We start from the raw sequence: 23,531 nt of genomic DNA on the forward strand, positions 1-23,531 counted from the left end.
GCCGGCACGCGCCAATACGGGACATCTCCAACCCCGGCCGCGAGGACTGGACATAATGCCACTATGTCCACTGGCCAGGGCCAACGGAGGGCATGTCCCGGGCCGGCGCGCGACAAGAAGAGACATGTCCAGCGCTGAGGAGCAGGGAGGGGCATGTCCGGGGCCGGCACGCGCCACTTGGGGACATTTCCAACCCCGGCCGCGAGGGCCAGGGCCAACGGAGGGCATGTCCCGGGCCGGCGCGCGACAAGAAGAGACATGTCCAGCGCTGAGGAGCAGGGCGGGGCATGTCCGGGGCCGGCGCGCGGCAAGAAGGGACATGTCCAGTGCTGAGGATCAGGGCGGAGCATGTCCCGGGAATCGCCCGCGCTCCCCGCCCAAGCCAAGCCCTAACAGGCCGCCAACCCGAAGCCTGGCTTCCGTGGCGTCGGCCCTCGGCGGCCTAGCGTTCCCGCTGCGGTTCGCCGGCGATCGTTTTGGCTGCTTCGACTTCGAGCATGAGCCGGCCGTCTTCCTCGACGAGCTTCGGCTGGTAGACGTGGGCCTTGCGCTTGTAGCTGAGGTACGCGATGCAGCCGTTGGCCTTGGCCATCTTCTCGAGCATGATCTCCGAACCGGGGACCAGGAGTTCGCCCAGGGTCCGGCCGACGGTGTTCTCCTGCCCCACCTCGTCACCCAGCACGGTGGTGTCCCGCTCGAGCACAACCTTCCGGACACACACCCAGCGGCCCCAGACGCCCTTGCTGGCCAGCAGCGAGGGCTGCTGGTTCACGGGCACAGTCGCGGCGAAGTACCGGGTGTTGAACCGGCGGTGCGCGAAATCGGGGCTGAGCCAGTTCACCAGGGGTTTGAGCAGGTCGGTGCGCAACGAGAGACCGCGCTTGGCGAGCACGTCGGTGAAGGATTTCTCCTGCTCGGCCACGGCTTCGCGGGCGCGCATCCATTCGGCACTGGAGGTCAGCTCCACCGTGGTGGACAGGTCGGGGCCGGCCAGCAGGATGCCGGTCTCCTCAAACAGTTCACGGATAGCACCGATGACGTGCCGGCGCGCCAGCCCGACGTCGGACGTCCCCATCTGCTCGGCCCAGTGCTGGGGTGAGGGGCCCAGCCAGCCGACGGCGTCGTCGTCGGAGGCTTCCAGCGATCCGCCGGGGAAGGCGAGGACACCGAGCGGGGAGGATCCCGTCCGGTAGCCGAGCCAGGTCTCCAGGCCCGTGGGCGAATCCCGCAGGAGGATTACCGAGGAGGCAAACCGGGGCGCGCGGGGCGTCCGCTCACCGTGTTCAATCCAGCTGCGCGCTGCCCCCTCAAGATCTGGGGGCAGGACGAACAGGCGGCGTTCTAACTGAGGCAACGAAGTAACCGGTCTACTAGGCGAATTCAGCGATCAATTCGACTTCGACGGGCGAGTCGAGTGGCAGGACCGAAACGCCGACGGCGGAACGCGCGTGCTGGCCGGCGTCGCCGAGGACCTGGCCCAGCAGCTCCGAGGCGCCGTTGATGACACCGGGCTGCCCGGTGAAGGAAGGGTCGGAGGAAACAAATCCGACAACCTTGACGATCCGTGTGATGCGGTCGAGGTCGCCGATCACGCTCTTGACGGCAGCCAGGGCGTTGACCGCGCAGACGGCAGCGTAGGCCTTCGCGTCTTCCGGGGACACCGTCGATTCGTCGGAGGCGCCCGCCGAACCGGTGGAAACCTTTCCGGTGGCCTCGAGCTTGCCGTTGATGAACGGCAGCTGCCCGGAGGTGTAGACGTGGTCGCCGGAAATCACGGCGGGAACATACGCCGCGACCGGAGCCGCGACGTCGGGGAGCGTCAGGCCCAGCTCCGCCAGGCGCTGTTCGACGGCGGACGACGCGCCCGCGCCGCCCGTGCGGCTCTCTGCGCCGGCCGTGTTTTCGGAGATGTTTTCCGCGCCGGCCGGCGTGGCCGGAACGGCTTCTGAGGGGGTGCTCATGGCTACTGCTTCTCCCGCTTCAGGTAGGCAACCAGGCCGTTTCCATCGGGTCCCGGAACAACCTGGACGAGCTCCCAGCCGTCCTCGCCCCACTGGTCCAGGATCTGCTTTGTGGCGTGGATAATGAGCGGAATCGTGGCGTACTCCCATTTGGTCATGACATAAAGCCTAGTCGTTGCCGGTAAAGTGGAAAACATGGCGACTGGCAAGAACCCTTTATTCGACACGGCCACCACCCTCGGAAAGATCTTTCTTTTCCTGGGCGTGAGCGCTATTTGCGGTGTCTTGGTGGCGGGCCTCCTGGTTCCCGCGGCGGCCGTTTCGGGCAGCGCGGCGAGCGGTTCGATCCAGTTCTTTGACACGCTCCCCGCAGAGCTGAAGGTCGATCCGCCGAGCCAGTCGACCACGATCCTGGCGTCCGACGGCAGCCCGATCGCCAACCTCTACGCGGAAAACCGCACCCGTGTTTCGCTGGACCAGATGTCCCCGCACATCAAGGATGCGATCATCGCCATCGAGGACAGCCGCTTCTACGAGCACGGCGGTGTGGACACCACCGGCATCCTGCGCGCCCTCGTGAGCACGGCCCGCGGCAACAAGCAGGGCGCGTCCACGATCACGCAGCAGTACGTGAACAACGTCATCAACTCCTCGCTGGAGGCCGAAGGCAAGGGCGACGAGGTCCTCCTCAACGGCGTCAATAAGGGCGTCGGGGACAAGCTCCGTGAAATGAAGCTGGCCATCGCGCTGGAGAAGAAGTTCACCAAGGAGCAGATCCTCGAGGGCTACCTGAACATCGTGTTCTTCAACCGGGACGCCTACGGCATCGAAGCCGCGTCCAAGTTCTTCTTCAGCACCACGGCCAAGGACCTGACCCTGCCGCAGGCGGCCCTGCTGGCCGGCGTCGTGAACAGCCCTTCTTACTATGACCCGATCACCAACCCGGAGAACGCCAAGGTCCGCCGCGACCTCGTGCTCCGTGCGATGCTGACGCAGGGCAAGATCAAGCAGGCCGACTACGACGCAGCGGTCGCGACGCCGGTGCAGACCAAGGTCACCCAGCCCCGCCAGGGCTGTGCCTATTCGCAGACCGCGCCGTACTTCTGCGACTACGTGCTCCACCTGCTCCTGAACAATCCGGCCTACGGGGCCGATGCTGCCGAGCGTGAGCGGAAGATCTTCCGCGGCGGCCTGACCATCAAGACCACGCTGGATCCGAAGGCCCAGTCCGTGGCCCAGGCCCAGGTGGACGGCTCGGCCGGGGCGAACCCGGACAAGTGGGGCGCCTCGCTGGTGTCCGTGCAGCCGGGCTCCGGCAAGATCGTCTCCATGGCCCAGAACACCGTCTGGTTCCCGGCCGACGGCAAGTTCGACCAGACGCAGAACTTCAACGTGGACGTCCAGGACGCCAAGGGCAATGACCTCAACGGCCTCGGCGGTTTCCAGCCCGGCTCCACGATGAAGCCGTTCACGTTCGCGGAGTGGCTCAACGAGGGCAAGTCGATGAGCACGCAGCTCAACGGCGCCGTGCGCCGCTACTCCCCCGGCTTCCCGTGGAAGAACACGTGCCCCACCCCGACGGACGGATTCTATGACGCCAACGTCCAGGGGAGCTTTGACCTGCAGAACGCCGACGAGACCCACTACAAGTACATGTCGGTCCTTGACGGTCTGGCGAACTCCATCAACACCATCACGTTCGCCTCGGCCGCCCAGGTGGACCTGTGCGGGATCCAGAAGATCGTCGACGCAGTCGGAATCCACGGCGGCAACCCGAGTCCCAACGGCGATGATCCGCACCCGCAGGTGCCCATGACCCGCCTTTCCAACCTCATCGGCGCCACCCAAACGGCCCCGCTGACCATGGCAAGCGCGTTCGCCACCTTCGCCAACGACGGCAAGTACTGCGAACCGATGGCCATCGAGTCCGTAACGGACGCAACCGGCGCCCAACTGCCGGCCCAGTCACCCAACTGCAGGGACGCGATCAAACCCGAGGTGGCCCGCGGCGTCGCGTACGCGATGCAGGAAGTGCTCAACCGCGGCTCCGGCTCGCTGATCCAGCCCAGGATTTCGACGCGGACCAGCTTCCCCATCGCGGCCAAGACCGGCACTAACGACAACAACAGCTCCACCTGGGTGGCGGGCTACACCAAGGGCCTCGCTACGGCCACGTGGTTCGGCGATCCGCTGGGCGACCAGCAGCGTGCCGGTCAGAATGTCACGATCAACGGCAACTTCTACAAGGGCATCGACGGCTACATGATCGCCGGGCCGCAGTTCTCGAACTACATGGCCCAGGTCGCGCCGGCCTACGGCACCGATCCGTTCCCGGAACCGCCGTCGGACATGCTCTACGCCCCGGCGCCGGTGGCACCGCCGCGGAACACCAACCCCGTGGAGCGGAGCACCGAGCCGGCCACGGAACCGTCCGCCGAACCGTCCGCCGACCCAAAGCCGGCGCCCACGAAGTCGTCCGGCAAGAAGTAGCCGATGACCCTGCGCAATGATCTGGCGAGCCGCGTCCGAAGCATCGGACGCGGCTTTGCCGTGACCGCCGCGATCGGGACGGCGGCAGGGGCGGCCGCTACCGGCTACGGGCTGTGGGAGAAGAACCAGTTCGTGCTCCGGGAGGAAACCCTCCCCATCCTGCCGGCCGGGTTCGGCCCGTTCCGGATACTGCACCTGTCCGATATCCACTTCGTTCCCGGCCAGCACCGGAAAGCACAGTGGCTGTCCTCCCTGGCGCAGCTGCAGCCGGATCTCGTGGTCAACACGGGCGACAACCTCAGCCATGCCAAAGGCGTGGACCCCCTCGTGGCGGCCCTGCGCCCCCTGCTGGAATTCCCCGGCGTGTTCGTCCCCGGCTCGAACGACTACTTCGGCCCGAGCTTGAAGAACCCGGCCTCATACCTGTTCGGGCCTTCGGGCGAGCGCAAAGACCCGGAAAAACTCGACTGGCCCCGGCTGCGTTCCGAGTTCGGCATGTCCGGCTGGCTGGACCTGACCAACCGCTGCCAGTCTGTTGTGCTCAAGGGCATGCGCTTCGATTTCTCCGGTGTCGACGACCCCCACCTGCGCCTGGAACGGTACGCGGGCTGGCCGCGCGGCACCAAGGGCCGGGACGCCGACCCGCACCTGCGCATCGCCGTCGCTCACGCACCCTACCAGCGCGTCCTGGACCACTTCACCGAAGCCGGCGCCCATCTCCTCCTGGCCGGCCACACCCACGGCGGCCAGATCTGCGTCCCGGGCTACGGGGCACTGGTCACCAACTGCGACCTGCCCACCTGGCGGGCCCGGGGGCTGCACACCTGGGAAAGCAACGGCAGGACGACGCCGGTGAACGTCTCGGGCGGCATCGGCACGTCCCGCTTCGCCCCGGTCCGCATCGCCTGCCGGCCCGAAGCCGTTCTGCTCACACTGACCTCCCGCGCCTAGGCCTGGCCGCAGCCCGCCCTGCGCGTCCTCCCCGTCCTGCGGTCCGGCGGGTGGACATGCCCTCCCCTCGCGCCCGCGCCCACGGGACATGCCCTCCCCTGATCGCAAGCAATGGGCATAGACCCACAATGCCCACCCGCCACGGCCACCACCGGACATGTCCCGCCGGGCTCCGCGCCACCACCGGACATGCCCACCCGCCACGGCCACCACCGGACATGTCCCGCCGGGCTCCGGGCCACCACTGGACATGTCCCGGGGTCCCCCGCCGCCCGTAGCCCATTGCGGATCGTAATGACTGGGCGAGATGCTGGGAGCGCTGAACAACGTGTGAATCCGGTCACCCGATGGCCTAGGGTAGTTGCTACAGGAAACTACATTCAACGGTGCGATCTATGCACGGGCGTCTTAAGAAGCAGGCATGGCCAAGCAGAGTTCATTCTTCACCTCCATCAGCCGTCTCTACCCGCACGTCAGGCCAATCCTGCCCCGGCTGGTCATGGGCCTGCTCTGCGCACTGCTGGCCAGCCTCATGGCACTGGCCATCCCGCAGGTGCTGCGCGTGCTGGTCAACGAGTCCCTGACCCCCGGCGGCAGCGCGGAGGCCGTCTGGACCGCCTCGCTCATAATCCTGGTCCTGGGCATCGCCGAGGCGGGCCTCGTGGCCCTGCGCCGGCAGTTCGTCATCAATCCCGCCACCACCGTCGAGACCCGGATGCGGGTCTCGCTCTACGGGCACCTTCAGGACCTCACGGTCGCCTTCCATGACCGCTGGGGCTCCGGGCAGCTGCTGTCCCGGGCCATGACGGACCTGAACTTCCTGCGCCGCTGGATGGCTTTCGGCGCCATCATGCTGGTGGTCACCACGCTCACCGTGGTGATAGGCGTCGCGGTGATGTTTGCCATGAGCTGGCAGCTGGCCCTGATCTTCCTGGCCGCCGCCGTGCCGATCATGATCTACGGATTCCGCTTCCGCACCCGGTTCAGCAAGGTGGCCCGCCGCAGCCAGGACCAGGCCGGGGACCTCGCCACCACGGTCGAGGAATCCGTGCACGGCATCCGCGTCCTGAAGGCCTTCGGCCGCAGCCGCGAGGCGCTGGAGAATTTCAACGAACAGGCCGAGGAACTCCGGCAGACCGAGATCGCCAAGGCCAAGCACCTGGCCACCTTCAGCCTGGTGGTGACGCTCCTGCCTGAGCTCGCCCTCGGCGCCGGCCTCGTCGTCGGCATCCTGCTGGCATCCACGGACCAGCTCTCCATCGGCTCCCTGGTGGCCTTCTTCGCCACCGCCGCCGTGGTCGCCGCGCCGGTCGAGTTCTGCGGCATGCTGCTGGCGATGGCCCTCACCGCGAAGTCCGCGGTGGACCGGCACTTCGAGGTCATGGACGCGCAGAACACGATCACCAGCCCGGACCAGCCCCGCCGCCCGGCCGGCCTCAAGGGTGCCCTCAGCTTCCGCAATGCCTCGTTCGCGTTCGAGGACGCGCCGGACAAGCCGATCCTCAAGGACATCACCCTGGACATCCGCCCCGGCGAAACCATGGCCCTCGTGGGCATCACGGGCGGCGGCAAAAGCGCCCTGATCCAGCTGGTCCCCCGCCTCTATGACGTCACCGGCGGTGCCATCACCATCGACGGCGTGGACCTGCGCGAGTTCGCCGTGGAGGACCTGCGCACCGTGGTCGCGGTGGCGTTCGAGGACACTACGCTGTTCTCCAGCTCCGTCCGGGACAACGTTCTGCTCGGCGCGCCCGACGCCGGGTCGGCGGAAGGCCGCGACGCGGCCCTGGAAGAAGCCCTCGACGTCGCCCAGGCCCACTTCGCCTACTCCCTGCCGGACGGGGTGGATACCCTGATCGGAGAGGAGGGCCTCAGCCTCTCCGGCGGCCAGCGCCAGCGCATCGCCCTGGCCCGGGCCATCGCCGCGAAACCGGCCGTGCTGGTCCTGGACGATCCGCTCTCGGCGCTGGATGTGAACACCGAGGTGCTCGTCGAGGCGCGGCTGCGCAAGGTCCTCGCGGACACCACCACGCTGATCGTGGCGCACCGGCCCTCCACGGTGGCGCTGGCCGACCGGGTGGCCCTGCTCGAGGACGGCCGGATCGCCGCCGTCGGAACCCATGCGGAACTGCTCGCCAAGAACAGCCATTACCGCTACGTGATCGCCAGCCTGGACCCGGAACCGCGGGACCTGGATTCAGAATTGTCCGCCCTCGAGGACCAGTCCGAGGAGATTTCCCGATGAGCAGCGCCACGTTCGGCACCGCCAATGAGGACAACGCGCACCTCAGCAGGAACGAAAGCAAGGCCGTCCGGCGGCGTTCCCTGACCCTCCTGGGCTCCCTGATCCGTCCCGTCCGGGCCCGGTTCTGGCTGACGATCGGCGCCGTCGTCCTGTCCCAGGCCGCCCGCGTGGCCGGGCCGGCGCTGATCGCATTCGGCATCGACCACGCCCTGCCCGCCGTGCGCGCCGGCAACAGCCTTCCCCTGGTGCTCGCCGGCGTCGCCTACCTTGCCGCGGCCGTCGTGGCGGCCGGCCTGACGGCCCTGTACGTGACGTCGACGGCGCGGCTCAGCCAGGCGATGCTGCTGGACCTCCGGGTCCGGGTCTTCCGCCACACGCAGCGGCTGAGCCTGGAATTCCACGAGAAATACACCTCCGGGCGCATCATCGCCCGGCAGACTTCGGACCTGGAGGCCCTGCGCGAACTCCTGGATTCCGGCGTGAGCTCGCTGGCCTCGGGAACACTGTTCATGGCCTTCACCGCCGTGACCGTGTTCGCCCTGGACTGGCGCAGCGGCGTGCTGGTGCTGGCCGCCGGCGTGCCGATGTACTTCCTGGCCCGCTGGTACCAGAAGCACTCCCAGATCGCCTTCCGCGAATCCCGGGTGGTCTCGGCCCGGCTGATCGTGCACTTCGTCGAGACCATGACCGGGATCCGCGCCGTGAAGGCCTTCCGGAAGGAACGCGAGAATGCCGCGCGCTACGCCGGACTGTCGGAGGACTACCGGCGCGCGACCGTCCGCTCCATCAACCTCAACGGCATCTTCCAGCCGGGGCTGGTGCTGATCGGGAACGTGTGCGTGGCTCTCGTGCTGCTCACCGGCGGTTTCCGGGTCCTTAGCGGCGACCTGGAGGTGGGCGTCCTCCTGGCCCTGATCCTGTCCGCCAAGCGCTTCTTCCAGCCGGTGGACCAGATGGCGATGTTCTACAACTCCTTCCAAAGTGCCCAGGCGGCCCTGGAAAAGGTCTCGGGCCTGCTCGAGGAGGTCCCCACGGTGCGGCCGCCGAAAACACCCGCGGCCCTGCCCCACGCGCGGGGCAGCATCGACTTCAACGGCGTCGAATTCCGCTACGGCGAGGGCCCGGTCGTCATCCCGCGCCTGGACCTGCACATCCCCGCCGGCCAGACGGTCGCGCTCGTCGGGCAGACCGGGGCCGGCAAATCCACCCTTGCGAAGCTGATTGCCCGCTTCTACGACGTCTCGGCCGGGTCCCTGACTCTCGACGGCGTGGACCTGCGCCAGCTCAGCACCGAGGACCTGCGCCGGAATGTCGTCATGGTCACCCAGGAGGCCTTCCTGTTCAGCGGTTCCGTGGCGGACAACATCGCCCTGGGCCGGCCCGAAGCCTCGCGCAGGGAGATCGAGGACGCGGCCAGGGCGGTGGGGGCGCACGCCTTCATCATGGAACTTCCGGACGGCTACGACACCGACGTCAACAAGCGCGGCGGCCGCGTCTCCGCAGGGCAGCGCCAGCTGATCAGCTTCGCCCGCGCCTTCCTGGCCCGCCCGGCCGTCCTGATCCTGGACGAGGCCACGTCCTCGCTGGACATCCCGTCGGAGCGCATGGTCCAGCAGGGCCTGGCAGGGCTGCTGCAGGGCACCCGGGAGGCCGGCCAGCAGGCGACCGGCGGCCAGCCCGCCGCGGCCCCCGCCGGGCGGACAGCGCTGATCATTGCCCACCGGCTCTCCACCGTGGAGACGGCGGACCGGGTCCTGGTGGTGCACGACGGACGCGTCGTCGAGGACGGCACCCCGGAGCAGCTGATCGGCGACGGCGGCGCCTTCGCCCGGCTCCACGGCGCCTGGAAAGACTCGCTGGTCTGAACAGCTCCTGCCGAGACCGGTCGGCATCCGGGCCGGGACGACGGCGGGACGCGTCCCGGCCGACGCCCCGATTTCACATCCGGGGCCATGATCGGATACTCTTGTGAAGTTGCTTTTGAAGCAGCGGATCGGGATGTGGCGCAGCTTGGTAGCGCGCGTCGTTCGGGACGACGAGGTCGCAGGTTCAAATCCTGTCATCCCGACCAAACACAAAGAGGGCCCTCCACACGGAGGGTCCTCTTTTGTATGTCCGCTGCATGTCCGGCACGATTTCAGGGCGTCACCGGCGCGTCTCCCGGCGGCGAATTTCCCGGCGCGGGGCGCCCCGGACACAACTCCGCCCCGGACACAGCACAGCCCCGGGAGTCAATCCCCCGGGGCTGTGCCGGACATTCGCAGGCAGCCGGCCGTTGCTGCGCCAGGCCCGCTATGCCGGGGCTGTTACATCGGGTCGGGCCAGTTGCCGACGTTCAGCGAGTGGGTCATGGGGTCGGGCCAGTTGCCCACCGCCTGGGCCGTGCGCATGGGGTCGGGCCAGTTGCCGACGGCGGCAACGTCTGAGACATCGGTCAGTGAAGCAGCGGACAGCACGGCCGGGGCCGCGGCGGAGAATGCCAGTGCGCCCGCCAAGACGGCGCCGGCTGCAATCTTCTTCAACATAGAGTTCCTCAATATGCGTTGGGGTCCTTAACCAAGTCAGTACTACCCTTGTTGACACACATTGTAAAATGGTTTCCACAGAGACTGTCAAGCATTTAGTACAAAGAATGTCCGGAATTAGGAGGTATCCGTGGGGAACGGATTTGGGGAGAAGCTCCGCGCGGAACGGCTCGAACGGGGCCTGACGCAAGCGGAGCTGGGCCGCGACCTGTACTCCCCCAGCTACATCTCTCTGTTGGAAACCGGGCGCCGCGAGCCGACGGCCGACGTCATCGAAGAGCTGGCCCACCGGCTTGAACTTGCCCCCAAAGCGCTCGAGGCCTGGAGCCAGCCGGTGTCCACCAGCGACGCCGAATACGTGCTCGCTGGGCTGTATGCCCGGCAGGCCTGGGACCTCCGGGACTACCCCGTGGCCGCCACCCACGCCGCCGCCGCCGCCAAGATCGCCCTGGAGGCCAGGAACACCAGCGCGTGGTGGAACATGACCTATATGCAGGCCGAGTGTCTGATCAAGCAGGGCCTCTGGCAGGAGTGCAAGGACGTAGTCCAGAATCTCCTGGAGCACCCGATGGCCGCGGAGTCGGCCGGGCTCGGCGTCCGGGCCCAGCAGATGCTCGCCGCAGCCTCGCAGGGCCAGGGCCAGCTGACCGCCGCCGTCGAGCATGCGCAGGAAGCGGTGCGGCTCTGCGCAGAGCTGCCCAAGGGCTCCACCATGATCATCGGCGCCCTCCGCGCCCTGATCGGCGCCCTGGCTGAGAGCGGCCGGCTCGATGAAGCCTGGGAGTACTGCCAGGCGATGAACGACCAGATGGACGACCACTCAATGTCCCAGCTCGCCGGCGAGGTGGCCTGGGTGATCGGCAACGTCGCCTTCATGCGCCACGACTACCCCGAGGGGATCAAATACCACGAACGGGCCGGCCGGCTGCTCTCCCCGGCCAACGACATCGACCTGTGGGCCCGGTTCAACAAGGCCTCCGCCGCCGTCCGCCTGTCCTCGGGAATCGTCGAGCCCGAGACGCTGTCATCGATCGAGCGCGCCGAGCTGGCCCTCTCGATTGTCGGCGGCAACAAGACGGACCAGCTGGAGGTCGCCTTCATCCGGGCCCGCTGGCTCTACCTCACCGGCGACATCGTGGCCGCCGTCCAGAAACTGCGCGAGATCCATGCCGAGCGGGAGGCACTGGCCCGGCACACCGCCGGCGAGGTCTCCCTGCTGCTGGGGAAGGCGCTTAAGGCTGCCGGGGAGTCCGCGGAGGCCCTGGTGTATCTTGAGGAAGCCCAAAAGGAGTTCAGCGCGGCGGGCGCCTCGGACCGGGTCCAGCAGGCCCTGGACGCCGTGCTCGAGATCAAGCTCGCCCAGCGCCGGGCCGAGGCCGCTTCCGCGGAAGCCTAGCCCCGCCCGGACCGGGTGCAGCCCGGACCGGGTGCGCCCGGGCTAGGCGAACGTCCGGCCGGTGAGCTTCTCGTAGGCCTCCACGTAGCGGCTGCGCGTGCGCGCCACGACGTCGGCCGGAAGGACGGGCGGGGGCGTGTCGGAGGCCTTGTCCCAGCCCGATGCCGGCGACGTCAGCCAGTCGCGCACATACTGCTTGTCGTAGGACGGCTGCGCCTGCCCGGGCTGGTACGTGGCCGCGTCCCAGAACCGTGAGGAATCCGGGGTCAGCACCTCGTCGCCCAGGGTAATGACGCCGGTCGCCGCGTCCAGGCCGAACTCCACCTTGGTGTCGGCCAGGATGATGCCGCGGCCGCGCGCGATTTCCTCGGCCCTGGTGTAGATCTCCAGGGTCAGCCTGCTCAAATCCGCCGCGACGTCCGCACCGACGAGGCCCACGACGGCGTCGTAGGTGATGTTCTCGTCGTGCTCGCCCACCTCGGCCTTGGCCGACGGCGTGAAGATCGCCTCCTGCAGCCGCGACCCGTCAACCAGGCCGGCGGGCAGCGGGATGCTGCACACGGTGCCCGACTCGCGGTACTCCGCGAGCCCGGTGCCGGTGAGATAGCCGCGGGCGATGCATTCGACCGGGAACATGTCCAGCTTCTTGCAGATCATCGCCCGGCCCTCGACGGCGGCGGGAACACCGCCGTCGGCCGTGGAGGCGAGGACGTGGTGGGCGACGCCGAGCTGGTCGAACCACCACAGGCTCAGCTGGGTCAGGATGCGGCCCTTGTCCGGGATCTCGCTGGCCAGGACGTGGTCGAACGCGCTGATCCGGTCGCTGGCAACCACCAGGACACAGTCCTGGCCGAAGCGCTCGGTGACGGCGGGGTCCGCGGGGACGTAGAGGTCGCGGACCTTGCCGGAGTAGACGTGCCGCCAGCCCGGCAGGTCCTGCGTGGCGGTGTCGAGCCCGCCCTTGGGCCGGGTCTCAGGCGCGGTCTCGGGCGTGGTCTCGGGCTGGGTGCCGGGCGCCGGCGCTGCGGGTTCGGTCACGTTCATGCCTTCGCTTTCGACGCGGCCGGGGTTCCCGGCGCGGCTACCCGGATCTGGCCGCGGGCGGCCTTGCCGCCGATGTCGGTGCGGAACTGGCTGCCGTCCAGCTGGACGAGCTCGACGCCGTCGTACGCCCGTTCCCGGGCCTCTACGAGGTCCGTACCCAGCGCCACAACCGCCAGGACGCGGCCGCCGGCGGAGACGACCTTGCCTTCGCCGTCGAGCTTGGTGCCGGCGTGGATCACGTGGACGCCGTCCAGGGCGTCGACCTTCTTCAGGCCCCGGATGCGGTCACCGGTCCGCGGGGTGTCAGGGTAGTTTTCGGCAGCCACGACGACGGCGACGGCCGTGTCCTTGGACCAGCGCAGCGGCTGCACCTTGTCCAGTTCGCCCTTGGCGGCAGCCATGAGCAGCCCGCCGAGGGGCGTCTTGAGCCGGGCGAGGACGGCCTGGGTTTCGGGATCGCCGAACCGGACGTTGAACTCGATGACCCTCGTCCCGCGCGAGGTCAGGGCGAGGCCGACGAAGAGGACGCCGACGAACGGGGTGCCGCGGTGCGCCATCTGGTTAACGGTGGGCTGGGCGATGCGGTCGATCACTTCCTGCACAAGGCCTTCGGGGGCCCATTCCAGGGGTGTGTACGCGCCCATGCCGCCGGTGTTGGGGCCTTCGTCGTTGTCGAAGATGCGCTTGAAGTCCTGCGCCGGGGACAGGGCCACGGTGTTGGTGCCGTCGCAAAGGACGAACACGGAGACCTCGGGTCCGTCCAGGAACTCCTCGATCACCACGGTGCCGCCCGCGTCGAAGCAGGTCTGGGCGTGCGCCAGGGCCTCGTCGCGGTTGGAGGTGACCACGACGCCCTTGCCGGCGGCGAGCCCGTCGTCCTTGACGACGTAGGGGGCGCCGAAGGTATCGAGGGCGTCGGCGGCTTCCCCGGCGTTGGAGGCAACGCGGGCCATTGCGGTGGGCACGCCGGCCTCGGCCATGACTTCCTTGGCGAAGGCCTTGGACGCTTCCAGCTGGGCCGCGGCCTTGCTGGGGCCGAAGACCGGGATGCCGGCAGCGCGGACGGCGTCGGACACGCCCGCGGCGAGGGGCGCCTCCGGACCGACCACCACCAGGTCCACGGTGAGCTTGACGGCCAGCGCGGCGACGGCGTCGGGATCGTTCGCGTCGATCGCATATGTGGGGACCAGCGCACTGATCCCGGCGTTGCCCGGGGCCGCGTGGACCTCGGAAACGTTGGGGTCTGCAAGCAAGGATCGGACAATGGCGTGTTCGCGGCCGCCGGGGCCTATGACAAGTACCTTCACAGTCTCCAAGGGTACGTGGTGCACCCCGCAGGCTCCTAAGCTGTGTCGGCCGCTGGACATGCTCAATTTCGCGGCCGGTCACTCGCGGGCGCAGTTGCAACCCGCGGGACATGTCCAGTCCCGGACGCAGGGGCAACCGGCAGGCTCGGCACTCGCGGGCGCAGGCGCAGGGGCAACCCGCGGGACATGCCCAGTCCCGGGCGCGGCCACTGGGCACAATGCCACCATGCCCACGCCTGGGCGCCAGGGCTGGACATGTCCCGTGTTGCGGGCGAACATGCCCCTGCCGGAATGCCAAGGCTGGACATGTCCTCCTGGGCCCGGGGAACATGTTGCACCCGCCAAGTTACGGCGGGATATGTCCCCCGGCCGCGTCGAACAGACCCAGGCACTAGCCCCGGGACCGCATGTGGGTCCGCAGCGCGGCACCCACGGGCGCCGGGCAAATCCCCGGGACATGTCCAGTCCCGGCCTCGGCCATTGGGCACAATGCCACCATGCCCACGCCCGGGTCCCAAGGCTGGACATGTCCCCTGGCGCTGGAGAACATGCCCACGCCCAGGTTCCAAGACTGGGCATGTCCCGTGGACCGCGGGGCATGTCCACTCCCGGGTCCGGCCGGAGGGCATGCCCACCGGCCGGAGGACCGGACCCGGCGCCGGACAATCCGCCGGGCCCGCGGCTACGAATGGCCTGTATGACCAAACCCAGCATGAAGCCCAGCAAGCGGTCCCGCGGCGCCACAGCCCTGGCCGCGGTGGCCGGAGTGGCTGCGGCCGCCGTCGTCCTGTCCGTCGCGGAACTGATCGGGGCGTTCTTCACCGCGCGGGCCACACCCGTCATCGCGCTGGGCTCCACGTTCATCGACTTCACGCCGCCGTGGATGAAGGATTTCGCGATTGCCACGTTCGGCACCAACGACAAGGCCGCACTGTTCGCCGGCATGGCCGTCACGATCCTGCTCCTGGCGTGCGTGCTCGGCATCGTGGCGTACCGGAAGTGGGCCCTGGGTGTGGCCGGCGTGGTGCTGATGGGCGCCGTGATCGTCGGCAGCGTGGTGACGCGGGCCAGCGTCAAGCCGGTCGATGCCATTCCCTCCCTGATCGGCACCGTCGCCGGGCTGGTGGTGCTGCGGTTCCTGATCACCCGGCTGTGGCGGATGCAGGAATGGCCGGACCGGGCCGCGGACCTCGCCGCGAAGGAACCCGAGCGCCCGGCGACCACCCGGCGCGGGTTCTTCGCCGCCGCCGGCATCACCGCGGCCGCCTCGGCCGTGGCCGCCACCGGCGGACGGCTGCTGAGCGCGGCCCGCAGCAACGTGGCCGCGGCCCGCGAGTCGCTGCAGCTGCCCGCGCCCGCCAAGGCCGCCCCCGCGGTCCCGGCCGGGGTGCAGTCCAAGGCGCCGGGCGTCACGCCGTGGCTGACCCCGAACAAGGACTTCTACCGGATCGACACGGCCCTGAGTGTGCCGGAGGTCAACGCCCAGGACTGGGAACTGCGCATCCACGGCCTCGTGGAACAGGAGGTCCGGCTCACCTTCCAGGACCTCCTCGACGCCCAGCTCATCGAATCCCACGTGTCCCTGACCTGCGTGTCCAACCCGGTCGGCGGCAACCTGGCCGGCAACGCCAAATGGCTGGGCATGCCCATCCGCGACGCTCTGAAGCTGGCCCGCCCCACGCAGGGCGCGGACATGGTGCTCTCCACCTCGATTGACGGCTTCAGCGCCTCCACGCCCCTGGAGGTCCTCCAGGACGACCGCGACGCGATGCTGGCAATCGGCATGAACGGCGAGGCGCTCCCGCTCGAACACGGCTACCCGGTGCGGATGGTGGTTCCCGGGCTGTACGGCTTCGTCTCCGCCACCAAGTGGGTGGTGGACCTGGAGGTGACCCGGTTCGCGGACAGCACGGCCTACTGGACCCAGCGCGGCTGGTCCGAACGCGGCCCGATCAAGACCATGGCCCGGATCGAGGTGCCGAAGTCCTTCGCCAAGGTCCCCGCCGGAAAGGTCGCCATCGGCGGCACCGCGTGGGCCCAGACCCGCGGGATCACCAAGGTCGAGGTGCAGATCGACAGCGGGCCCTGGACCGAGGCAGTACTCTCCGACGAGGCCTCCCTCATCACGTGGCGGCAGTGGTCCCTGGACTGGGAGGCCACGCCGGGCCCGCACTACCTCAAGGTCCGTGCCACGGACGGCACCGGCGAGGTCCAGACGGACAAGCGGGCGGATCCGGTCCCGGACGGCGCCTCCGGCTGGCAGTCGGTGATGGTGACCGTGGAATAACCGGGGTATCAGCACCGGGCACCATAGACTTGCAGCATGGCTTTGAACCCGCATGCAACTTTCACAGTCGACTCCGCCGTCGAACTGGCAGTCATCGAACGCAGCGGCTTCGTGGAGTCCCGCCACATCGGCTCGGCCGTGGTGCTGGCCGCGGACGGGACAGTAGTGGTCGAGCTCGGCGACGTGAACGCCCCGATCTTTGCCCGGTCCACGCTCAAACCGTTGCAGGCCCTGGCCTCGATGCAGTCCGGCGTGCCCCTGCGGGGCGCCCAGGTGGCCATCGCGTGCGGCAGCCACGTCGGATCCCTGGACCACATGGACGTGGTCGAGGGCATGCTCAAGGCGGCCGGGGCCAAGGAAGACCAGCTGCAGTGCCCGGCCGACTGGCCCCAGGATGAGACCGCCCGGAACTGGCTCGTCCAGACCGAGCGCGGCAAGTCCCGGCTGGCCTTCAACTGCTCGGGCAAGCACGCCGCGTTCCTGTGGGCGTGCACGGAGAACGGCTGGGACAAGAACAGCTACCTCGAACCCAACCACCCGCTGCAGCAGCGCATCCGCTCCGTGATCGAGGAATACTGCGGCGAACGCATCACCCACCTGGGCATCGACGGCTGCGGCGCGCCCGTTGCCGCCGTCTCCCTGATCGGCCTCGCCCGGGCCTACTCGAAGCTGGCCAAGGCCCCGGGCGACAAGAACTCGAACGCGCGGGCCGCCACGATTGCCACATCCATGCTGGACTACCCGTGGGCCGTCCAGGGCCGCGGGCAGGCCAACACGATCGTCATGGACGAACTCGGCATCCTGGCCAAGATCGGCGCCGAGGGCGTGCTGGTCATGGCCACCCGCCAGGGCGTCTCGGTTGCCATCAAGATGCTCGACGGCAACATCCGGGCCACCACGCTGGTGGGGCTGACGCTCCTCGCGGCCTCCGGCGCCGTCGAAATCCCTGAAGTGTCCAGCGTCCTGGACAAGGTTGTGGACCCGGTACTGGGCGGGGGACGCCCGGTCGGCAAGATCCGGCTCGGGCGGGCCGTCGCGGCACTGCTGGACTAGGAGTCATACCCCAGCCGGAGGGCGGACGGCGCCGGCTTCGGGACCACCGCGGCCTGTGGCATAGGCTGGACTGAGGCCACCGAAACGGCGGCCGTCACATCGCCAGGCTGGAGGCAGGAAAGTGGCTGTATCGCGCCGTCGCATTGCCGTGGACGAGGGCCGCGCGGCACTCGCCGCATGGCAGGACGCCACCGCGCCCGCGCCGGGAACCGGCGTACAGGCCCCCGGGGTCCCCGGCCCTGCAGGACCCGGCGCGGTCCCGCGCACCACGATCGCGACGGCGGTGCGCTACTGCCTGGAGGAAGTCACCGCGCGGGCGCCCGGGAACTCCGTGGAGGTGCGCGTCCCGCCGTTCGGCGTCACTCAGTGCGTGGAGGGCCCGCGGCACACGCGCGGCACCCCGCCAAACGTCATCGAGTGCGACGCCGACACCTGGCTGGCGATGGTCAGCGGACGATTGAGCTGGGCCGACGCCGTCGCGGCCGGCCGTGTTGCCGCCTCGGGACTGCGCGCGGACCTGTCCGCCCTCCTGCCCCTCTAGCAACCCCCGGATGCGGCGTCCGGATGCCGAGTCCGGCAGAACCCACCGGCAGGACCCACCAGACGGGCCCGCGCCTCAGCCGCGCCCGATGAACGGCATGCCCGCAGCTGTCACCACGAGGGATCCCACGTTGGCCGACGCCGGCATCCCGGCCATCAGCAGCACGGCCCGCGCCGCGTCCTGCACCGCAAATGTCGGCTCGGCCCGCAGGCTGCCGTCTGCCTGGGCTGCCCCGGAGCCGACGCCGATCTCCTCCATGAGATCCGTCGCCGCATTGCCGATGTCGATCTGTCCACAGCTGATGCCGAACCCGCGCCCGTCCAGGTCAATGCTTTTGGTCAGTCCCGTGATCGCGTGCTTGGTCACCGTGTAGGCCACCGTCCGCGGCCGGGGCGAATGCGCCGCGACCGAACCGTTGTTGATGATCCGCCCACCCTGGGGCGACTGGGCCTTCATGGCCCGGACCGCGGCAGCGGCGCAGAGGAGGGATCCTGTGAGGTTCACGGCAACGGTCGCGTCCCAGTCCTCCAGGGTGATCTCGTCCACCGAGGCGGCGGGGCCGAACACGCCGGCGTTGTTGAAGAGCACGTCCACCCGTTCCCACTGACGCAGCGCCGCGGCGAAGAGCCGCTCGACGTCGGCGGGGACGGTGACATCGCACGGGACCGCGAGCGCCTGGCGGTGGCCGGCCGCGGTCTCGCGGAGCGGTTCTTCCCGCCGCCCCGCCAGGACCACCCGGTAGCCCTCGGCCAGCATGAGGCGGGCCACCGCACGTCCGATGCCGGAACCGGCTCCGGTGACGACGGCGACCCTTCCGGGGGTGTGGTGCTGGCTCATGAGGTCCTCCTCCTCGACGGTTAGGCGCTGCCCGGCCAGCGTACCGCCGAGACGGCACATCGCGGCAGTGTTTCGCGCCCGGACCGCCGCGAACGCTCTCCTCGGGGCGGCGGCGGAGCGGGCTGGCGGCAGAGCGGGGCACCGGCAGAGCGGGCTCGCGGCTGCAGCCGGTGCGGCGCGGCCGGCCAACCGACGGACGGCCAGGCGGCAGCCGCCTAGCGGGAGTCGTCGCCGCGGTCCCGGGCCTGCCGGCCGGTGCGGTAGCCGGACCAGAACGCCAGCAGGAGCAACCCGATGCCGATCAGCGCGACCCCTGCCCAGGTCCACGGGCCCATGATCATGAGCCCCTGCAGCACGACGGGCCCCGTCGGCAGCGGAGCATAAGCGACCCAGCCAAAGTCCTCCTGCGGCACAGGCTGGGCGAGGAAAACCAGGCCGGCCACCAGCATGGCCGCGGCAGCGAGCGGCACCGCCACACGGCCGAGCAGATTCTTCCGTGCACGGCCGGTGTTCCGATTCCCCCGCTGCTCCATGGCCATACTGTAACCGCTCGGCGCGGGGAACCCCGCAGGGGACACTGCCGCCCCGAGGATCAGGTACGGGCCTGCGCCCTCTTGCCCGCCAGCGAGCTGCCCAAGGCGGAGTTTGAGCGCCCGGCGCCGCCGCGCCGCCCCCTGATCACCCGGGCGGACGAGCCGGGCACGGCGGGCCGTCCATCGGCGCTGCGGTCCCTGATCAGGCCGGTTCCGGCGATCTCCCTCGCCTGGGCCACGCCGGCCACGGCCGCTTTCTTGGTGGGAAACGTCACGGAAACCGCCAGCAGCTGCCCTGCCCCGTCCATCATCCGAATGCGGTAGCCGCCGTCGGGCGCGTCCACGAGCTCAAAATACCCCGCCATTGCACACTCCTCATTCCCTCGTATCCCCCGCCGGGATATTAGTAAGTGTACTTATTTTACGGTGCGGGGAAAGTGCTGAAGGTCCCGCCGGCGGTCGCCGCGGCCGGTGGCGGGGCCGCGGGTCACGGAAGCGGCGTGTCGCTGCGGCGGACGCCATCTTCATGCAGTTCCAGCGCGCTCATCACGAGGGCGAAGTGGCTGAAGGCCTGCGGGGTGTTGCCCAGCTGCCGGCCGGTCTCCACGCCCCACTCCTCACTGAGGAGTCCGACGTCGTTGCGCAACGCCAGCAGGCGCTCAAACAGCTCCCGGGCCTCGTGGCGCCGGCCCGCCCCGATCAGGGCCTCAACCAGCCAGAAGGAGCATGCCAGGAACACCCCTTCCCCGCCGGGAAGCCCGTCGTCGCTCTGCGCCGGCAGGTAGCGGCGGAGGAAGCCGTCGTGCGTCAACTCGCGCTGGACCGCGTCGATGGTGCCGATGATGCGCGGATCATCCGGCGGGAGGAACCCCACCCGCGGCAGCAGCAGGAGGCTCGCATCCAGCTCCGGCCGCCCGTAGGACTGCACGAACGTGTTGCGGTCGGCGTCGAACCCGTTGGCCATGACCTCGGTGTGGATGGCGTCACGCAGCTCCTCCCAACGGTCCGCCGGGCCGATCAGGCCGAAGTCCCGGACACCCTTGACCATGCGGTCCGCCGCCACCCATGCCATCACCTTGGAGTGCGTGAAATGGCGCTGCGGGCCGCGCATTTCCCACAGCCCGTTGTCCGGCTGGCGCCAGGCCGTCTCCAGATGTTCCATGAGGGCCACCTGGACGTCCCAGGCGTCGTCAGTGTGTTTGAGCAGGGAGTTCCGCGTCAGGGACAGGCAATCGAGGACCTCGCCCCAGACGTCGAGCTGCAGCTGGCCGGCCGCACCGTTGCCGGTACGCACCGGCGCGGAGTTCTCGTAGCCCTTCAGCCACGGCAGTTCGAGCTCCGGCATCCGGCGCTCGCCGTGGAGCCCGTACATGATCTGCAGATCCGCCGGGTCCCCGGCGATGGCGCGGAGCAGCCAGTCGCGCCACGCGCCGGCCTCCTCCGTGTAGCCCGCGGCCAGCAGCGCCTGCAGCGTGAGCGTGGCATCGCGCAGCCAGCAGAAGCGGTAGTCCCAGTTCCGGGTGCCGCCGATCTCCTCCGGCAGCGACGTCGTGACGGCGGCCACGATCCCGCCGGTGGGGGCAAAAGTCAGGGCTTTGAGCGTGATCAGCGAGCGCTGGACGGCGTCGCGGTACCGCCCGGTGACCGTGCACTTCGCCGACCAGCGAAGCCAGAACTCCTCGGTGGACGCCAGGACCGTTTCCGGATTCACCGACCGCGGCCGGTGCAGGTGGCTGGGGCTCCAGGTCAGCACGAAGGGCACACGCTCCCCGGCCTTGACCGTGAAGTCGCTGACGGTATGCATCCGCTCACCGCGCAGGGGCGCATCGGTCACCAGATAGGCGGCATCGGGCCCGGCGACGGCGTGGATCCCGCGCTCGTCGTGGCGGACCCACGGCACAACATGGCCGTAGTCGAACCGGAGCGCCAGTTCGCCGCGCATCCGCACCGTGCCGCGGACACCGACCACGATCCGCACGATATCCGCCACCTCGTCGCGGGGTGGCATGAAGTCAATGATCCTGACCTTGCCCTCAGGCATATCCCACTCGGTTTCCAGGATCAGCGTGCCCTTGCGGTAGCGGCGGCGGGTGCATTCGCCGCCGCCTGCCGGCGCCAGGAGCCACCGGCCGGCCGCGGGCGAATCGAGGAGGGCGCTGAAACAGGCCGGTGAGTCGAAGCGCGGCAGGCACAGCCAGTCGATGGAACCTTCGGTGCTGATCAGGGCCGCGGTATGCAGATCCCCGACCATTGCGTAATCCTCGATGCGTACCATGACACTTACAGTGCCACACCGCCGCGCACCCGGCACGGGCGGAGGGCACACGGTGAAAGCTGACGGTGAAAGCTGATGGTGAAAGCTGACGGGCGGCGGCGCACGGGACCGGCCGGAGGACGCGGATCCATCGTTGAGGGGAAAGGGCAGGGGACGGGGCATGGCAGCGCACGAAGCCACTGTGCGGATCGGCACGTCCGGCTGGAGCTATGACCACTGGGACGGGGTCCTCTATCCGCCAGGCCTGCCGGCCCGGGACAGGCTGGCCTACTACGCGGCACGCTTCGACACCGTGGAATTGAATGCCAGCTTCTACCGCTGGCCGAAAGAGGACTCGTTCGCCAGCTGGCGCCGCCGCCTGCCCGACGGTTTTGCCCTGTCCGTCAAGGCGCCCCGGGGCCTGACGCACGCCAAGAAGCTATATGCCCCGGAGGTCTGGGCGGAGCGGATCACCCGGTGCTGGCACGAGCTCGGCGACAAGCGGGCCGTGCTGCTCGTCCAACTGCCCCCGGGCTTGGCGCGCGATGACGCCCGGCTGGACTACTTCCTGGCGGCTCTGCCCGGGTGGATCCGCGTCTGCGTGGAGTTCCGCCACCCCAGCTGGGACGACGACGCCGTGTACGCCCTGCTGGAAAGCCACGGCGCGGCCTACTGCATCATGAGCGGCGCCGGGCTCCCGTGCGTGCTGCGCGCCACCGCGCCGTTCGTCTATGTCCGGCTGCACGGCCCGGACCACGACGTCCTGTACGGCGGATCCTATTCCGATGAGGACCTGCGCTGGTGGGCGGACCGGATCCGCGAGTGGCAGGCCGGCGGGAAAGACGTCTACGCGTATTTTAACAACGACGGCGGCGGCAACGCCGTCCGCAACGCCGCCACCCTGCGCGGGCTGCTGGGTCAGCCGCCGCGATGGTGATCCGGCATGGCGGGGGCCGGGTCCCGGGGACCCCGCCGGCACGGCCGGAGCCCGGCACTGTGGGAGAGTGGAGGCATGGAATTGGCGTCGCAACCAGCGCAGCAGCTGCCCGTGTCCGGCAACAGGGCCTTCCGGCTCGCCCACTGGGTGTCTGACACCGTCAACGGGGTCCGGCTCAAGACGGCCCGGCGCTGGAAGTTCAGCCCGCAGACCGTCGCCTATCAGGGCTACGGCTCGACGGAGTGGGTCAGGGTACTGGGCCGCGTGGTCCTCACCAGCCGGCCGGTGGCCGGCAGCAAGGCGGAACGGCTGGCCGTGAACGGCAACCAGAACTTCCGCGGCTGGCGGGCGTTCACGAGTGTCCCGGTCCAGTTCACCGAGGTGGAGATCCAGATCGGCGGCGTCACCACCCGCGTGCATGCCGACCGCGGCGGCCTGGTGGACACCCTGGTTCACGTGTCGTTGACCCCGGGCTGGCATACGGCGGTGCTGCGCGCCGAAGGAACGGAACCGGTCGAGGCCAGGATTTTCGTGATCTCCCCGGACACCAAGCTGGGCATTGTCTCGGACATTGACGACACCATCATGGTCACAGCCCTCCCCCGGCCCTTCCTGGCACTGTGGAACACCTTCGTCCTGAACGAACGGGCCCGGATGGCGACACCCGGCATGGCCGTCCTGCTGGATCGGCTCAAGGTGGAGCACCCGGAGGCGCCGGTGATCTACCTGTCCACCGGGCCGTGGAACGCAGCTCCCACCCTGGCCCGTTTCATCGCACGGAACCTCTATCCCTCGGGCGCGCTGCTGCTCACGGACTGGGGACTGACGCACGACCGTTGGTTCCGTAGCGGCCAGGAACACAAGCGGCGGAACCTTGAGCTGCTGGCCCAGGAGTTCCCGAACATGCGCTGGCTGCTGTTCGGCGACAACGGCCAGCACGATGAAGAGATTTACTCCGGCTTCGCGCAGAAGCACCCCGACCAGGTGGCCGCGATCGGCATCCGGCAGCTCTCCTCCACCGAAGCGGTCTTCGCCGGTGGCCACTCCGACACCGGCGACCACTCGGAGTCCTCCGTCCCGTGGTTCTATTCGCCCGACGGGGCGGGACTCGCCAAGGGCCTGCAGGACCTGGATCTGCTCTAGTCTGACCCTGCTTTTGGGGTGTCAGCC

General features: G+C 69.1%; 20 protein-coding genes and 1 tRNA gene. 11 read left to right on the forward strand and 10 right to left on the reverse strand.

Features of this window, described 5'->3' with window-relative positions; all coding sequences use genetic code 11:
* Positions 1-442: 442 nt before the first annotated feature.
* Genes ABH915_RS18910 through ABH915_RS18920 form a run of 3 tightly spaced genes read right to left on the reverse strand, consistent with a single transcriptional unit; the run spans position 443 to position 2,119 of the window.
* Positions 443-1,354: an NUDIX hydrolase gene (locus tag ABH915_RS18910; RefSeq protein ID WP_370124252.1), complete on the reverse strand. Its 912-nt coding sequence runs from the start codon at positions 1,352-1,354 to the stop codon at positions 443-445.
* Between the two features lie 16 nt (positions 1,355-1,370).
* The gene (locus ABH915_RS18915) at positions 1,371-1,961 is read right to left on the reverse strand and encodes a RidA family protein (RefSeq protein WP_370124254.1); all 591 of its coding nucleotides are present in this window, start codon (positions 1,959-1,961) and stop codon (positions 1,371-1,373) included.
* A 2-nt stretch (positions 1,962-1,963) separates the two neighbouring features.
* The gene (locus ABH915_RS18920) at positions 1,964-2,119 is read right to left on the reverse strand and encodes a DUF4177 domain-containing protein (RefSeq protein ID WP_009359196.1); all 156 of its coding nucleotides are present in this window, start codon (positions 2,117-2,119) and stop codon (positions 1,964-1,966) included.
* A gap of 37 nt (positions 2,120-2,156) precedes the next feature.
* Between ABH915_RS18920 and ABH915_RS18925 the strand changes: the two genes are divergently transcribed.
* The 5 genes from ABH915_RS18925 (at position 2,157) to ABH915_RS18945 (ending at position 9,718) form a co-directional block, all read left to right on the forward strand.
* A complete protein-coding gene (locus ABH915_RS18925) occupies positions 2,157-4,451 on the forward strand; it encodes a transglycosylase domain-containing protein (protein ID WP_370124257.1) in 2,295 nt (764 codons plus the stop codon).
* Positions 4,452-4,454: 3 nt separating this feature from the next.
* On the forward strand, positions 4,455-5,402 hold the full coding sequence (locus ABH915_RS18930) for a metallophosphoesterase (protein WP_370124259.1): 948 nt from the start codon (positions 4,455-4,457) through the stop codon (positions 5,400-5,402).
* Positions 5,403-5,823: 421 nt separating this feature from the next.
* On the forward strand, positions 5,824-7,647 hold the full coding sequence (locus ABH915_RS18935; RefSeq protein ID WP_018776164.1) for an ABC transporter ATP-binding protein: 1,824 nt from the start codon (positions 5,824-5,826) through the stop codon (positions 7,645-7,647).
* The gene (locus tag ABH915_RS18940; RefSeq protein ID WP_370124261.1) at positions 7,644-9,512 is read left to right on the forward strand and encodes an ABC transporter ATP-binding protein; all 1,869 of its coding nucleotides are present in this window, start codon (positions 7,644-7,646) and stop codon (positions 9,510-9,512) included. Before ABH915_RS18935 ends, ABH915_RS18940 begins: the two co-directional genes overlap by 4 nt.
* 129 nt (positions 9,513-9,641) lie before the next feature.
* Positions 9,642-9,718: transfer RNA gene (locus ABH915_RS18945), tRNA-Pro, on the forward strand.
* Positions 9,719-9,953: 235 nt separating this feature from the next.
* Here the strand turns inward: ABH915_RS18945 and ABH915_RS18950 are convergent.
* The gene (locus ABH915_RS18950; RefSeq protein WP_018776166.1) at positions 9,954-10,172 is read right to left on the reverse strand and encodes a hypothetical protein; all 219 of its coding nucleotides are present in this window, start codon (positions 10,170-10,172) and stop codon (positions 9,954-9,956) included.
* A gap of 130 nt (positions 10,173-10,302) precedes the next feature.
* Here ABH915_RS18950 and ABH915_RS18955 point away from each other — a divergent pair, with 130 nt between their 5' ends.
* Complete coding sequence (locus ABH915_RS18955) at positions 10,303-11,568, forward strand: helix-turn-helix transcriptional regulator (protein ID WP_018776167.1); 1,266 nt, start codon at positions 10,303-10,305, stop codon at positions 11,566-11,568.
* 42 nt (positions 11,569-11,610) lie between these two features.
* Here ABH915_RS18955 and ABH915_RS18960 read toward each other — a convergent pair whose 3' ends face one another.
* Both ABH915_RS18960 and purD read right to left on the reverse strand, forming a co-directional pair.
* Positions 11,611-12,612, reverse strand: coding sequence for a phosphoribosylaminoimidazolesuccinocarboxamide synthase (locus ABH915_RS18960; protein WP_370124264.1), 1,002 nt, complete (start codon positions 12,610-12,612; stop codon positions 11,611-11,613).
* Positions 12,609-13,919: a phosphoribosylamine--glycine ligase gene (gene purD, locus ABH915_RS18965; RefSeq protein ID WP_018776169.1), complete on the reverse strand. Its 1,311-nt coding sequence runs from the start codon at positions 13,917-13,919 to the stop codon at positions 12,609-12,611. The genes ABH915_RS18960 and purD overlap by 4 nt, the downstream gene beginning before the upstream one ends.
* 697 nt (positions 13,920-14,616) lie before the next feature.
* Between purD and ABH915_RS18970 the strand changes: the two genes are divergently transcribed.
* The 3 genes from ABH915_RS18970 to ABH915_RS18980 all read left to right on the forward strand — a co-directional run bounded on the left by ABH915_RS18970 (position 14,617) and on the right by ABH915_RS18980 (position 17,800).
* Positions 14,617-16,206 (forward strand): molybdopterin-dependent oxidoreductase, encoded by a 1,590-nt coding sequence (locus ABH915_RS18970; RefSeq protein ID WP_370124266.1) that lies wholly within the window; start codon positions 14,617-14,619, stop codon positions 16,204-16,206.
* Positions 16,207-16,242: 36 nt separating this feature from the next.
* Positions 16,243-17,259, forward strand: a complete 1,017-nt coding sequence (locus ABH915_RS18975; protein WP_018776171.1) for an asparaginase — start codon at positions 16,243-16,245, stop codon at positions 17,257-17,259.
* 121 nt (positions 17,260-17,380) lie between these two features.
* Positions 17,381-17,800 (forward strand): sterol carrier family protein, encoded by a 420-nt coding sequence (locus ABH915_RS18980; protein WP_370124268.1) that lies wholly within the window; start codon positions 17,381-17,383, stop codon positions 17,798-17,800.
* 75 nt (positions 17,801-17,875) lie between these two features.
* Here the strand turns inward: ABH915_RS18980 and ABH915_RS18985 are convergent, their stop codons facing one another.
* From ABH915_RS18985 to ABH915_RS19000, 4 genes are all read right to left on the reverse strand, one after another.
* Entirely contained in the window at positions 17,876-18,637 is a 762-nt protein-coding gene (locus tag ABH915_RS18985) for an SDR family oxidoreductase (RefSeq protein WP_370124270.1), read from the reverse strand.
* 215 nt (positions 18,638-18,852) lie between these two features.
* Entirely contained in the window at positions 18,853-19,170 is a 318-nt protein-coding gene (locus ABH915_RS18990) for a hypothetical protein (RefSeq protein WP_370124272.1), read from the reverse strand.
* 59 nt (positions 19,171-19,229) lie between these two features.
* The gene (locus ABH915_RS18995; RefSeq protein WP_370124274.1) at positions 19,230-19,535 is read right to left on the reverse strand and encodes a hypothetical protein; all 306 of its coding nucleotides are present in this window, start codon (positions 19,533-19,535) and stop codon (positions 19,230-19,232) included.
* Positions 19,536-19,657: 122 nt separating this feature from the next.
* On the reverse strand, positions 19,658-21,445 hold the full coding sequence (locus ABH915_RS19000) for a glycoside hydrolase family 15 protein (RefSeq protein ID WP_370124276.1): 1,788 nt from the start codon (positions 21,443-21,445) through the stop codon (positions 19,658-19,660).
* Positions 21,446-21,605: 160 nt separating this feature from the next.
* On the opposite strand from ABH915_RS19000, the gene ABH915_RS19005 reads away from it, so the two are divergent.
* Both ABH915_RS19005 and ABH915_RS19010 read left to right on the forward strand, forming a co-directional pair.
* On the forward strand, positions 21,606-22,361 hold the full coding sequence (locus ABH915_RS19005) for a DUF72 domain-containing protein (RefSeq protein WP_370124278.1): 756 nt from the start codon (positions 21,606-21,608) through the stop codon (positions 22,359-22,361).
* A 75-nt stretch (positions 22,362-22,436) separates the two neighbouring features.
* The gene (locus tag ABH915_RS19010) at positions 22,437-23,504 is read left to right on the forward strand and encodes an App1 family protein (RefSeq protein ID WP_370124280.1); all 1,068 of its coding nucleotides are present in this window, start codon (positions 22,437-22,439) and stop codon (positions 23,502-23,504) included.
* Positions 23,505-23,531 lie beyond the last annotated feature (27 nt).

It is taken from the genome of Arthrobacter sp. MW3 TE3886, from assembly GCF_041262145.1.
GTDB lineage: Bacteria > Actinomycetota > Actinomycetes > Actinomycetales > Micrococcaceae > Arthrobacter.

Coding starts and splice junctions, on each gene's coding strand:
- ABH915_RS19000 (WP_370124276.1), bottom strand. CDS start 21,445: ATGGTACGCATCGAGGATTACGCAATGGTCGGGGATCTGCATACCGCG.
- ABH915_RS18935 (WP_018776164.1), top strand. CDS start 5,824: ATGGCCAAGCAGAGTTCATTCTTCACCTCCATCAGCCGTCTCTACCCG.
- ABH915_RS18995 (WP_370124274.1), bottom strand. CDS start 19,535: ATGGCGGGGTATTTTGAGCTCGTGGACGCGCCCGACGGCGGCTACCGC.
- ABH915_RS18940 (WP_370124261.1), top strand. CDS start 7,644: ATGAGCAGCGCCACGTTCGGCACCGCCAATGAGGACAACGCGCACCTC.
- ABH915_RS18960 (WP_370124264.1), bottom strand. CDS start 12,612: ATGAACGTGACCGAACCCGCAGCGCCGGCGCCCGGCACCCAGCCCGAG.
- ABH915_RS18950 (WP_018776166.1), bottom strand. CDS start 10,172: ATGTTGAAGAAGATTGCAGCCGGCGCCGTCTTGGCGGGCGCACTGGCA.
- ABH915_RS19005 (WP_370124278.1), top strand. CDS start 21,606: ATGGCAGCGCACGAAGCCACTGTGCGGATCGGCACGTCCGGCTGGAGC.
- ABH915_RS18920 (WP_009359196.1), bottom strand. CDS start 2,119: ATGACCAAATGGGAGTACGCCACGATTCCGCTCATTATCCACGCCACA.
- ABH915_RS18970 (WP_370124266.1), top strand. CDS start 14,617: ATGACCAAACCCAGCATGAAGCCCAGCAAGCGGTCCCGCGGCGCCACA.
- ABH915_RS18915 (WP_370124254.1), bottom strand. CDS start 1,961: ATGAGCACCCCCTCAGAAGCCGTTCCGGCCACGCCGGCCGGCGCGGAA.
- ABH915_RS18930 (WP_370124259.1), top strand. CDS start 4,455: ATGACCCTGCGCAATGATCTGGCGAGCCGCGTCCGAAGCATCGGACGC.
- ABH915_RS18985 (WP_370124270.1), bottom strand. CDS start 18,637: ATGAGCCAGCACCACACCCCCGGAAGGGTCGCCGTCGTCACCGGAGCC.
- ABH915_RS18990 (WP_370124272.1), bottom strand. CDS start 19,170: ATGGAGCAGCGGGGGAATCGGAACACCGGCCGTGCACGGAAGAATCTG.
- ABH915_RS18925 (WP_370124257.1), top strand. CDS start 2,157: ATGGCGACTGGCAAGAACCCTTTATTCGACACGGCCACCACCCTCGGA.
- ABH915_RS18975 (WP_018776171.1), top strand. CDS start 16,243: ATGGCTTTGAACCCGCATGCAACTTTCACAGTCGACTCCGCCGTCGAA.
- ABH915_RS19010 (WP_370124280.1), top strand. CDS start 22,437: ATGGAATTGGCGTCGCAACCAGCGCAGCAGCTGCCCGTGTCCGGCAAC.